Below are 11,710 nucleotides of genomic sequence, written 5' to 3'. Positions count from 1 at the left end.
AGGGCCTAGCCCACCGTCCGGTCAGCCTTGTCCTTGGCGTTCGTGCCTTTGATCATGTCGCGCATCTTGGCCCATTCTTCGTCACCCAGCGGTGCCAGTGTGTGGTAGAAATTGCCACCTGTCGCTTGATAACCGGCTCCGTCGATCGCGATGGTCTGCCCGTTCACCCATTCGGCGCCGGGGCCCATAAGAAACACCGCAAGGTTCGCCAGTTCATGCATTTCGCCATGCCGCCCCATCGGATTGGCGCGATCGTTTGAGTTGTTTCCCCGCCCATCGGGCGAAAGCCGTGCGCTCATCCCGTCTGTCGGGAAAAGACCGGGCGCGATTGCGTTAAAGCGCAGGCCATAACGGCCCCACTCCGCCGCCAGGCTCTGGGTCATATTGTTGATGGCGGACTTGCTCATCGCAGAGGGCACAGTGAAAGGGCCACCATTCCAGACCCATGTGGTCAGGATCGACAGGAAACTGGCGCTCTTGCCTTCCTTGATCAGCCGCGTGCCAACTTCATGGGTGATGTAGAAAGTGCCGCGAAACACGATGTCGGAAATCGCGTTGAAACCGTTGATCGAAAGATCCTCGGTCCGGCTGATGAAGTTACCTGCAGCGTTGTTGACCAGCCCGGTCAGCGCGCCGCCCTCTTCCCAGATCGCATCGACCATCGCCTTGATCGCATCGGCATCACGAATGTCACAGCCATGCGCGACCACCTTGCCGCCATGCTGCGCCATCAGCTCATCCGCAGTGTCCTGCGCCTTGCCCTGCCGTCGACCACAAATGTAAACAGTGGCTCCGAGTTTGAGGAAAGCCTCGGTCATTTCACGGCCCAGCCCGGTGCCGCCGCCGGTCACAAGAATGCGTTCGCCATCCATCAAGCCATCGCGATACATCAGCTTCGAAACGTCCATCGCACTCTCTCCATTCATGCCAGTCTTATGCCTGCACTGCCCAACCAAAGGGCCGATGTCCACGGGGGTGGACCAAAGCAGGATGCGACTTCACTTGATTACAGGTGAAACCGGGTTCAGGGGCGAATTAGGGCCACGCGCCATCCGAATCGACTAACGAATTGATTGAACGCCCATGTCCAAGAACCAGTCCGAGACAATGACCAAATCCGTGTCTGCGCTCGCACCGCTCGATCGCACCAATTTGCGTCTCGCCTATCGCCAGGAAGAGGGCCCGTGCGTAACGGAAAGGCTGGCCCAGGCGAGCGCTGCTACGCGGCTACACGACCAGTCGGCAGGTTTGGCCTGCAAGCTGATCGAAGAGGCCCGCGCCCGCAAGGCGAGCGGGATCGATGCGTTTCTCCATACCTACGGCCTGGCGACAGAAGAAGGCATCGCCCTGATGTGCCTCGCCGAAGCCTTGCTGCGCGTTCCCGACAGCGAGACAGCAGATGCGCTGATCCGTGACAAGCTGGGCGATATCGACTGGTCCGACCATCTCGGGGAAAGCTCCTCCACCTTCGTCAATGCGGCAACATTCTCGCTGATGATGACGGGCGAAGTGCTGGAACGGCCCGAAGAGCATCAGCGCGGGATGGGCGCAACGCTCAAGCGGACGATTGGCCGGGTCGGTGAGCCGGTGATCCGCAAGGCTACCTTGCAGGCGATGAAGATCTTGGGCGGGCAGTTCGTCTTCGGGCGGACCATCGGGGAAGCTCTCAAACGCGCCGCACCCGAGAGGGCCAAGGGACTGACCCACAGTTTCGACATGCTGGGCGAAGCCGCCATGACCTTTTCCGACGCGGAACGCTATCGCGAAGCCTATGCCCGGGCTATCGAGCGACTGGCACATGAGGCGGACGGGTCCGTGCAAAGCAGCCCGGGCATCTCGGTCAAACTTTCGGCGCTCTACCCCAAATACGATCACTTTCACGGCCAGGCTGCAAAAGCGGCCCTGGTGCCGATTGTACGCGAGCTTGCCGTGCAAGCGCGCGATGCCAATATCCACTTCACCATCGATGCCGAGGAAGCCGAGCGGCTGGAACTTTCGATGGATATCATTGAAAGCCTGGTCGCGGATGACGCGCTGTTTGCGGGCCATTGGGAAGGCTTCGGCTTGGCCATCCAGGCCTATCAGAAACGGGCCGCCCCGCTGTGCGACTGGGTGATCAAACTGGCCCGACGGCACGACCGCCGGCTGATGGTGCGCCTGGTCAAAGGCGCCTATTGGGATACCGAAATTAAGCTGAGCCAGGTCGGCGGATACAGCGATTTCCCGGTCTTCACCCGCAAGGTTGCGACCGATGTCTCCTACCTCGCTTGCGCAGCAAAGTTGCTGGCGGCACCCGAAGCGATCTACCCCGCTTTTGCGACCCATAACGCCTACACTGTCGGCGCCATCAAGGCACTGGCCGAGGCGGCCTCCGCATCGGGCAACAACGCCCCAACAGATAGCGCAGCATTTGAATTCCAGCGGCTGCATGGAATGGGCGAGGAGCTGTTCGAGGCACTTGGCACGCAGGAAGGCAACCGCAAGACCCCTGTACGCATCTATGCGCCTGTCGGCAGCCACAAGGATCTGCTCGCCTATCTCGTACGACGCTTGCTTGAAAATGGCGCCAACAGCTCCTTCGTCAATCGCATGGCCGATGCCGATGTGCCGGCTTCTGCACTGGCAAATGATCCGGTGGCAGAGCTTGCCGCGCTAGAGCCAAAGCGCAATCCAGCGATACCGCTGCCTGTCGCGATTTTCCCGGGCCGGGTAAATAGCGCGGGCATTGATCTGTCGGACCCGCTGGTGCTCGATCCGCTGGAAGACCGTCTTGGCGCGCTGGCCACGAAGCGTTGGTATGCTGGTCCGACCTTCCCGGCTGACGATGCGGGCGAGGAAGCCCCCATCAACGCCCCGCAAGACCTGACCCATGAAGTGGGGACGCGGCGCGACTCGACCCAGGAAGAGGTAGAGACTGCCATCACCCGTGCCCTGGCCATCCAACCCGGCTGGAACGCGTTGGGCGGTGAAAAGCGCGCGCTGCTGCTGGAAGCTGCGGCCGACACCTTTGAAGAGCATACCGACGAAATTCTCTCGCTGTGCCAGCGTGAGGCAGGGAAATCGCTGCTCGATGCGGTGCTCGAATTGCGCGAGGCGGTGGACTTCCTTCGCTTCTACGCTGGCGAGGCTCGGCGCCAATTCACGGCACCAGTCCTGTTGCCCGGCCCAACCGGCGAGGAGAACCGCCTTGGCCTCGCCGGACGCGGCGTTTTCGCGACGATCAGCCCGTGGAATTTCCCGCTCGCCATCTTTATCGGCCCGGCTGCCGCTGCGCTTGCGGCGGGCAATACCGTCATTGCCAAGCCCGCCGAACAGACCCCGCTTATCGCGGCGCTGGCCGTCCGATTGTGTCATGCGGCCGGTATTCCCGAAGAGGTGTTCCAGCTCGTGCCGGGGGCCGGCGATGTCGGCCAGATGATCACATCTGATCCGCGCATTGCCGGTGTCGCCTTTACCGGATCGACCGATACCGCGCAGGCGATCAATCGCACCCTGGCAGCGCGCGAAGGCCCGATCGCGACCTTCATCGCAGAAACGGGTGGCCAGAACGCCATGATCGTCGACAGTTCCGCCCTGCCCGAACAAGTGACCCGCGATGTGATCGCCAGCGCCTTCCAGAGCGCCGGCCAACGCTGCTCGGCCCAGCGTATGCTCTACATCCAGGATGATGTTTACGACGAAATGCTGGCAATGATCCGCGGTGCATTCGAGGCATTGACGATCGGCGATCCGGCTGACCTCGCGACAGATGTCGGCCCTGTGATCGACCCCGATGCCAAAGCCGCGCTGGAACGTCATGTCGCGCGCCGCAAGAAGGCTGGACGCATCGTGTGGCGTCGCAAATTGCCGCGCGGCACGGCCAAGGGTTGCTTTGTCGCACCCTCGATCATCGAACTCGACTCCATCCTCGACCTGAGGCGCGAGAACTTCGGTCCAATCCTGCATGTCGCCCGATTCAAGGCAGACGAGCTGGGCAAGGTGATTGCCGATATCAATTCAACCGGCTTTGGTCTCACGCTGGGGCTTCATAGCAGGCTCGAAGCAACACGGCGCTTTGTCGAAGCACGCGCCACCGTGGGCAATTTCTACGTCAATCGGAACCAGATCGGGGCGGTCGTCGAAAGCCAGCCCTTCGGAGGCGAAGGCTTGTCTGGTACCGGCCCGAAAGCCGGCGGGCCGCATTATGTCGCGCGTTTCGCGACTGAACGCGTTGTCTGCATCGATACGACTGCGGCTGGCGGAAATGCCACGCTGCTGGCGGGATAGCGGTTCCCGGTCGCGAAGGGCTTATCATTGCGGGATCGGAGCGTTAGAAAGCCTGCCATGACGCGTTTTGTTAAATTGTTCATCGCCGTGTTCGCGCTGGCTTGGTCGCATGCCGCCTTCGCCGAAGTCCGGATGCATTTCCATTCCTTCAATGGCTCGGTGCTGTTCGGGCGCTACCCGCATGCCTTCGTGGTGCTGGAAGGCACGCTTTCCAATGGCAGAGCCGTGAACGAGAACTTCGGCTTCTCCGCCAAGAAGACCACACCGGCGATCCTCAATGGCCCGGTCAAACAGGCAATCATCACCGAAACGCCCAAGATGATCCGCAAGACCAACCGTCATTTCACTCTGACCATCAGCGACGCCCAATATCGCCGGATCAAGGCCGAAATGATCCGCTGGCGTGATGCACCAGGCGACTATTACAGCCTCGAAACACGCAATTGCATTCACTTCGTCGGTCGAATGGCCGAGCTCGCAGGCCTGCGGGTTGAGTACCCCCAGAAGATGCTGCGGCGGCCGAAGAAATGGCTCAATCATATCACCGGCCTTAACCCCTCGCTCGGCGCCTCGCCGATCCGCTAAGCCTGCGGGTGCGGCTGATGAGGTAGGGATAATATTGCCAGCCAGCTTGCCGCGCGCCCGGGACTCGGGAATCACAGGCAAATGGCGATTCTCAGCGACAAATGGATTCGGGAAGCAGCGCAATCGAACGGTATGATCGAACCGTTCGAGGAGGCGCAACGGCGTGATGGCTGCATTTCCTACGGCCTGAGCTCTTACGGCTACGACGCCCGCGTAGCCCCGGAATTCAAGATTTTCACGAATGTCGATTCCAGTGTGGTCGATCCCAAGGAATTCGATCCCAAGAATTTCGTCGATCGTGAAACCGATGTTTGCATCATCCCGCCCAATTCCTTCGCGCTGGCGCGCACGGTGGAATATTTCCGGATCCCCGAAGATGTCCTGGTTATCTGCCTCGGCAAGAGCACCTATGCCCGGTGCGGGATCATTGTGAATGTGACCCCGCTGGAGCCGGGTTGGGAAGGCCATGTAACACTGGAATTTTCCAACACCACGCCATTGCCTGCCAAGATTTACGCCAATGAAGGCGCGTGCCAGTTCCTGTTCCTCAAGGGCAACGAACGGTGCGAGACAAGCTACAAGGATCGCGCCGGGAAATATATGGGGCAGCGAGGCGTCACGTTGCCCAAACTATGAGAAAGCGGCCATGACAATTGCGAGCTATCCGTTCTGGCGCGTGGTGCCGGGCGAACGCTCCGGTCAATATATTCTGCCGGTCATGCCACCTGCGACTGTCGGCCCTGACGGCGCACCGCATGTGATGGGCGGCGTCGCCATTGCAGCCGCCGTCGACGCCATGCAATTGGAAAGCCAATTGCCGCTACTGTGGGCCCAGGCGCAGTTCCTCAGCCCGACCCAGCACGCAGAAGAGCTGACGATCACATGCGAGCAATGCGGGGGTGGCCAATCAGTGGCGCAGTTTCGCGCCAATATCTCGGTCAACGGGCGGCCAACGCACCGTATATCTGCCGCCCTTGGCGCCCGCGAGCCATCCGAACAACGCGTCTTTGCCACCATGCCCGACGTACCTGCACCGGACCAATCCCCCCCTGATGACGGGCCGGACTGGAGTGCCCCTGGGGGATTGAAGGATCAGTTCGAACGCCGGGTCGCCATCCGTGAGCCGAACAAGGGATATGAGGCGGTATGGTCCCGGTCGCTGAACGGCTTTGCATTGGATGCAGGCTGGCTTGCCATCGTCAGCGATTTCTTCCTTGGGGCACACCCCGAAACTCGCGGCGGATCGAGCCTTGATGATATGTACCGCTTCATCCAACCCGCAGAGCCAGGTTGGGTTCTAAGCGTCACTGAGCTTGCCGCGTTTGATCGCGGCACCGTCAGCGGCCAGGCTCGGCATTTCTCGCAGGATGGCGCGCTGCTGGCGATTTCCAGTCAAACAGGGGTACTCCCGCGCATCCCGATGCTGAAGGGTTGAGATGACAGCCCCGCTCTTCGACCAATGGCGGGCTCGCTCGCCGCATTATGACGAAACGCACGAGGCCGTGTCTGACAGCGTGCGGACCTTCGTCAGCCGCGAGATCATGCCTCATGTCGATGAGTGGGAGACAGCCGGCGAGCTGCCGCGCGCATTGCATCGCAAGGCCGCCGAGGCGGGAATTATCGGCGTCGGCTATCCTGAACATCTGGGCGGCAGCGGTACGATGGAGGAAAAAGGGTGGGACCCGTTCCATTCACTGGTCCAGTCTGAAGAGATGTGCCGCCCGGGTGCCGGTGGCATCCCTGCTTCACTGCTCACACACGGGATTGGCCTGCCGCCGATCGTGGCAATGGGCAGTGACGATTTGCAGCAGCGCATTGCCCCTGAAGTGCTCAGCGGCGAGAAGATTATCTGCCTCGGCATTACCGAGCCCGGCGGCGGATCGGATGTTGCTAATCTCAAGACCAGAGCGGAGCGCAAAGGCGCAAGCTATATCGTCAATGGCGCCAAAACGCTGATCACTTCGGGGATGCGGGCCGATTACATAACACTCGCCGTTCGCACTGGCGGCGATGGAATGGGCGGAGTATCATTGCTGCTGGTAGAAACTGATCGCCCCGGTGTCAGCCGGACCAAGCTCGACAAAATGGGTTGGCATTCCTCCGATACCGCCACAATCCATTTCGACGATGTTGAAGTGCCGGCAGAAAACCTGATCGGGCCCGAAAACCAGGGCTTTGGCGGGATCATGCGCAATTTCAACGGCGAGCGGCTGGGTATGGCACAGCAGGCCGCAGCCTATTCGCGGCTCTGTTACGAGGATGCGCTCGACTGGGCGCGGGAGCGAGAAACCTTTGGCAAACCGCTGGTGACCCGTCAGGCCGTGCGCCACAAACTCGCGCGGATGCTGCAGATGATCAATGCGACACAGGCCTTGATCGATCATGCCGCCTGGACCGTGCAAGATGGCTGTGCCTTCCCGGGCGACTTTGCTCTGCTGAAAGTCCAAGCCACCCAAACCATGGAATATTGCGCGCGCGAAGCATGCCAGATCATGGGCGGTGCCAGTTTCGTGCGCGGCGCCCGGGTCGAGCGAATCTATCGCGAGGTACGTGTGATGGCGATAGGCGGCGGCTCGGAGGAGATCATGTATGATCTCGCCAGTCGCCAATTCGGATTCTGATCGCGGGAACAGCTTTGCCGTAGCGGCTTTGACTCTCTTGAATGGCGCGCCCATGCAGGCGTCAAAGGAGAGAAGTGATGCCCAAGGAAAATCGCGAATTCGATATCGTTGTCTACGGCGCAACCGGTTACACAGGCCGCCTCGTCGCCGAACATTTCGTGCGCCACTATGGTGGTCAGTCGAATGCCCCGAAATGGGCTATGGCCGGTCGCAGCCAAGACAAGCTGGAGGCCGTGCGCGACGAAATCGGCGCCCCCGCCGACACGCCGCTGATTGTCGCCGATGCAAGCGATCCCGACAGCCTGAAGGCAATGTGCGAGCGTACCAGCGTCGTTCTGACAACGGTCGGCCCCTACCAGCTCTATGGCGATGAACTGGTCGCCACCTGCGTCGCCACTGGCACCGACTATGCCGATTTGTGCGGAGAGCCGGGCTGGATGCGCGAGCAGATCGACGCCCATCACGAAAGCGCAAAAACCAGCGGAGCGCGCATCTGCTTTTCCAGCGGGTTCGACTCCATTCCGTTCGATTTGGGCGTCTTCATGCTCCAGCAGGAAGCAAAGAAGCGTTTCGGCGCTCCTGCCAGTCAGGTCAAAGGTCGCGTCCGCGCGATGGCTGGGACGTTTTCGGGTGGGACTGCCGCGAGCCTCACCGCAACCATGAAATCCGTTGCCAAGAAACCAAGTCTAATCCCGATCCTGCAAAGCCCGTTCGGCCTCACTCCCGGTTTTGAGGGGCCAAACCAACCATCGGGCCTGCTGCCTGAATATGATGAAGACACGGGCAAATGGGCCGCGCCATTCATCATGGCGACGATCAACACCAAGAATGTCCACCGGACCAATTTTCTGCGCGGACATCCCTATGGTGAGGACTTCAAGTATGACGAGATGATGCTCACCAGCCCGGGTGATGCGGGCAAGGCTGCGGCCAATGCTGTCGCTGAAATGCTCAAGAACCCGTTCGGTGCCAAGCCGCCGAAGCCCGGTGAAGGGCCGAGCAAGGAAGAGCGCGAGAACGGCCATTATGATGTGCTGTTCATCGGCAAGACCGACGCCGGCGAAGAAATCCGCTACGGTGTGATCGGCAAATACGATCCCGGCTATGGCTCCACCAGCCGTATGCTGGCCGAAACCGGCATGGCTCTGCTTGAGTGCGATGCCGAGGGTGGCGTGGGTACGCCAGGCTCCTTCCTGGGCGAAGACCTCGTCAAACGTCTCGAGGCGAATGCTGAAATCAGCTTCGCCGTCGAAGACTGATCAATTGCAAGGTATACGAGTGGCGACCAGCTTGAAAGTTGGTTGCCACTTACCCGCCTCGTCAGGTGCAAGCGCGATCCGCTGCCAGCTGTCAGGGCCCAGCCTTTCGAAATAAGCCCGGAAATTGGGCCGCTCGGGATAGACCTGCCACATCGTCAGCTTCCCATCGAGGATCCTGGCACGCAGATCCTGCACCTGAAACCCGGCCGTGTGGACCCACATCATGTCCCACTCGGCAGACCCATCGTTCCACCTGCGGACATTGACGCCGCGCGGGGAGGATGGATCAAACCCGGGATCGGGATCGTACCATTCATCCATGATCGCCATCCCGCCGAGTATGTAGCGCCCGTTCCAGCGCGCGGTCGGTCCCGGGCGCGGTGGAGACCACACGCCGTTGCGCCGCGCATGCGCAGCAATGGTGAAGTCCCCAATCAGGAAATCGAACTGGGCCAGCTCCGGCGGAGCATCGGGATGCGGCGACCCGTAGGAGCAGCCGGGCGGAGCGACCTGCACCTTGCCCCCTTCTTCAGCAGCCAGTGCCGGAACCGCGAATAAGGCCATAGAAGCGGCCGCGACCGCTCCCCAAGTGCGAGCACATTTCAACTTTCAGTCCTCCCACGCTCGGGTTGGACCGGCATCGCATCTTTGGCCAGCCAAGACCGACAGAGGCCCGATCAGCCTCTGCCAAGGCCCTTCCTGCTAAAAGCTGAAACGCACGCTGGCCTGGATATTGCGACCGGCAAGCGGAACGAAGTCCTTGGTAAAACTGGCATGCCGGCGTCCGGTGACATCGAAGATATTCTCCGCCTTCAGCAGCACCGTGACCGACTTGTCGCCCGAGATCGGACGCCAGGCGACCGATGCATTGACCAGCGTGAAGCTGTCCGTCTGGGATTCGAACGGCGATACGCTGGTCTGGTCGTCAAACCACTGCACTTCGCCGCGCACGTTGAACTGCTCGAAATCCGCTTCCAATGCGCCCAGCAGGCTGAGTGGCGGGATGCGTGGCAGCGGGGTATTATCGTCGAGCTCTGCCTTGATATACTCGGCGCGCAGATCCGTCAGCAGGCGGAATGGCCCACTATCGATGATAGGGATCTGGATTTCGCCTTCGAAGCCCCAATAGGTCGCGTCATCCTGAAGATACACGAACACTGGCAATTCATCTTCTTCCAGGCCGGTTTCCTGGAGATAGATGTAGTCGTCGAACCAGTTGTGGAATGCCGCCACGCTCACAGTCGCGCCGCCGATCTTGCCCCGGGCAAACAGCTCTACGCCCCATGCGCTCTCGGTCGAAAGGTTGGGGTCCCCGATTTCGAATGCCTGGGTCGCGATATGCGGACCGTTGGAAAGGAGCTCTTCCGCGCTTGGCGCACGTTCTGCGCGGTTGGCGTTGATCCCGAAGCGGAAGCCGCTCTCGGTTTCTTTCGCCAGGCTTACCGCGCCGGAGAACGTGTCAAAGCTGCGCTCGAAATCGACAACCGTCGAATCGATATCGGTGTTCTCATACCGCGCAGCGAACTCCAGGTGCAGGCCGCTGAAATCGAATTCCTGTAGAGTGAACAAGGCGATTTGCTCGGTCCGGTTCTTGGGCACGTAGGCCTCTGCACCGAAGGCGTCGAAATCGCGGAAGTAGTACTGGATGCCGCTGCCGCCGCCCCAGCCGTTCTTGCGGTTCTGGACCAGCTCGGCACGCGCTTCGAAGCCTTGCACTTCGAACACGGTGCCGACTTCATCGCCTTCGAATTCCGTATGGGTATAATCGCTGAACCCGGCACGGGTTACGAGTGTGTCAAAGAAGCCGTCGCCGAGGTCGAGCTCGCCGCGCAGGTCGGCACGGAACTGGCGCAGATCGATGGTGACAATTTCTTCGCCTTCCTCGCCGCCCTCTTCCTCTTCGCCTTCTTCATCATCACCATGGTGATGGCCGCCCTCCGGATTACCGGGAACGCCATAATTCGTGTCGTACCAGCCAACCGCGAGGCCCAGATTGCTGTCACCCGAAAAGAACGTCACGCCGGCATTGGCCGTCCAGGTCTCGGTGGCGGAGTTGGGCAGAATGCCAGTCTGGTTGGCAGCCTCGCGCAGCTCTTCGGCTTCTTCCAGTTCGCCCTCGGCTTCCTCTTCGGCTGCGTCGCCGAGCAGGTCGGCGCGTAGTTCAGGGCCAATCGCGAAGCCGGCGATCTCGAGATCGTTGGTCTTGCGGTAGGAGCCATCGACGTGGAAGGCGAAATTCGGACCGGCGGGCAGGTCAATCGAGAGACCGCCTTCGCGTGTATCCATTGCGGTGTCGCCGCGGATAATCCCGTCAATATGGATCGCTTCGTCAGGCATCCGGCGCGGAATGCGTTTGTCGATGACATTGATCGCACCGCCGATAGCAGAACTGCCATAGAGCAGCACAGCAGGGCCGCGCAGGACATCAATCCGCTCTGCGGTGAGCGGATCAATCGTCACCGCATGATCCACGGAGGTGTTGGAAACGTCGATCGCGCCGAGCCCGTCGATCAAGACGCGCACACGCTCCCCCTGGAACCCGCGCAAAACGGGGCGCGAAGAGCCCGGGGCAAACCCGCTGGCGCTCACGCCCGGGAGTTTGACCAGCGTTTCACCGATATTGCCCTCCAGCGAGCGCTGGAGTTCAAAGCCCTCCAGCACAGACGTACCGGCGAGCACATCGAGCTGGGTCAGGCCGGCGGCGGTTACGACGATCTCTTTCGATTCATCATTGCGCCGATTGTGAAGATCGTCGTCCGGCCTTTCACTAGCGGTTTCAGCCGGTGGAGCATCCTGGGCAATGGCAGGCTGGCTTGCGAGGGCGACGGCAAGCGCGGATACGGACAGCAAGGGCCGGTAACGAATAGGCGACATCAGGCAGAAGCTCCATTTCGAGACATGATCATCGGGCGCAGCAAGCGGGCGCGGATCGCCCTCGACGCTAAATGATACGTAGTAACATAACTTGGGCGCCCAAAA

General features: G+C 60.8%; 9 protein-coding genes. 6 read left to right on the top strand and 3 right to left on the bottom strand.

Translation table 11 applies throughout. The annotated features are described in order from the left end of the window. Window positions 1-5 precede the first annotated feature (5 nt). Window positions 6-908, bottom strand: a complete 903-nt coding sequence (locus ABD653_RS10965; protein WP_160778715.1) for an SDR family oxidoreductase — start codon at window positions 906-908, stop codon at window positions 6-8. A 199-nt stretch (window positions 909-1,107) separates the two neighbouring features. Between ABD653_RS10965 and putA the strand changes: the two genes are divergently transcribed. The 6 genes from putA to ABD653_RS10935 all read left to right on the top strand — a co-directional run bounded on the left by putA (window position 1,108) and on the right by ABD653_RS10935 (window position 8,731). Continuing rightward, on the top strand, window positions 1,108-4,266 hold the full coding sequence (putA, locus tag ABD653_RS10960) for a bifunctional proline dehydrogenase/L-glutamate gamma-semialdehyde dehydrogenase PutA (RefSeq protein ID WP_199801094.1): 3,159 nt from the start codon (window positions 1,108-1,110) through the stop codon (window positions 4,264-4,266). Between the two features lie 57 nt (window positions 4,267-4,323). Then, entirely contained in the window at window positions 4,324-4,851 is a 528-nt protein-coding gene (locus ABD653_RS10955) for a hypothetical protein (protein WP_160778713.1), read from the top strand. 81 nt (window positions 4,852-4,932) lie between these two features. Continuing rightward, complete coding sequence (gene dcd / locus ABD653_RS10950) at window positions 4,933-5,487, top strand: dCTP deaminase (RefSeq protein WP_160778712.1); 555 nt, start codon at window positions 4,933-4,935, stop codon at window positions 5,485-5,487. A 10-nt stretch (window positions 5,488-5,497) separates the two neighbouring features. Further along, window positions 5,498-6,286, top strand: a complete 789-nt coding sequence (locus ABD653_RS10945) for an acyl-CoA thioesterase (RefSeq protein WP_160778711.1) — start codon at window positions 5,498-5,500, stop codon at window positions 6,284-6,286. A 1-nt stretch (window position 6,287) separates the two neighbouring features. Then, entirely contained in the window at window positions 6,288-7,472 is a 1,185-nt protein-coding gene (locus ABD653_RS10940) for an acyl-CoA dehydrogenase family protein (RefSeq protein WP_160778710.1), read from the top strand. Window positions 7,473-7,549: 77 nt separating this feature from the next. Beyond that, window positions 7,550-8,731 (top strand): saccharopine dehydrogenase family protein, encoded by a 1,182-nt coding sequence (locus ABD653_RS10935; protein WP_160778709.1) that lies wholly within the window; start codon window positions 7,550-7,552, stop codon window positions 8,729-8,731. Here ABD653_RS10935 and ABD653_RS10930 read toward each other — a convergent pair whose 3' ends face one another. Both ABD653_RS10930 and ABD653_RS10925 read right to left on the bottom strand, forming a co-directional pair. Further along, entirely contained in the window at window positions 8,732-9,295 is a 564-nt protein-coding gene (locus tag ABD653_RS10930; protein WP_160778708.1) for a hypothetical protein, read from the bottom strand. It lies immediately after the preceding gene. A 138-nt stretch (window positions 9,296-9,433) separates the two neighbouring features. Continuing rightward, window positions 9,434-11,605, bottom strand: coding sequence for a TonB-dependent receptor (locus ABD653_RS10925; RefSeq protein ID WP_160778707.1), 2,172 nt, complete (start codon window positions 11,603-11,605; stop codon window positions 9,434-9,436). Window positions 11,606-11,710: the final 105 nt, after the last annotated feature.

This window comes from Parerythrobacter jejuensis, assembly GCF_039536765.1.
Lineage (GTDB): Bacteria > Pseudomonadota > Alphaproteobacteria > Sphingomonadales > Sphingomonadaceae > Parerythrobacter > Parerythrobacter jejuensis.
Note: the sequence above shows the minus strand (reverse complement) of the source record. Positions and strands in the feature narration are given on the sequence as shown.

What these genes read in the sequence shown, in the direction of transcription:
- ABD653_RS10925 (WP_160778707.1), bottom strand. Translation starts at nt 11,605, where the DNA reads ATGTCGCCTATTCGTTACCGGCCCTTGCTGTCCGTATCCGCGCTTGCC.
- ABD653_RS10965 (WP_160778715.1), bottom strand. Translation starts at nt 908, where the DNA reads ATGGACGTTTCGAAGCTGATGTATCGCGATGGCTTGATGGATGGCGAA.
- ABD653_RS10930 (WP_160778708.1), bottom strand. Translation starts at nt 9,295, where the DNA reads ATGGCCTTATTCGCGGTTCCGGCACTGGCTGCTGAAGAAGGGGGCAAG.
- dcd (WP_160778712.1), top strand. Translation starts at nt 4,933, where the DNA reads ATGGCGATTCTCAGCGACAAATGGATTCGGGAAGCAGCGCAATCGAAC.
- ABD653_RS10940 (WP_160778710.1), top strand. Translation starts at nt 6,288, where the DNA reads ATGACAGCCCCGCTCTTCGACCAATGGCGGGCTCGCTCGCCGCATTAT.
- ABD653_RS10955 (WP_160778713.1), top strand. Translation starts at nt 4,324, where the DNA reads ATGACGCGTTTTGTTAAATTGTTCATCGCCGTGTTCGCGCTGGCTTGG.
- putA (WP_199801094.1), top strand. Translation starts at nt 1,108, where the DNA reads ATGACCAAATCCGTGTCTGCGCTCGCACCGCTCGATCGCACCAATTTG.
- ABD653_RS10935 (WP_160778709.1), top strand. Translation starts at nt 7,550, where the DNA reads ATGCCCAAGGAAAATCGCGAATTCGATATCGTTGTCTACGGCGCAACC.
- ABD653_RS10945 (WP_160778711.1), top strand. Translation starts at nt 5,498, where the DNA reads ATGACAATTGCGAGCTATCCGTTCTGGCGCGTGGTGCCGGGCGAACGC.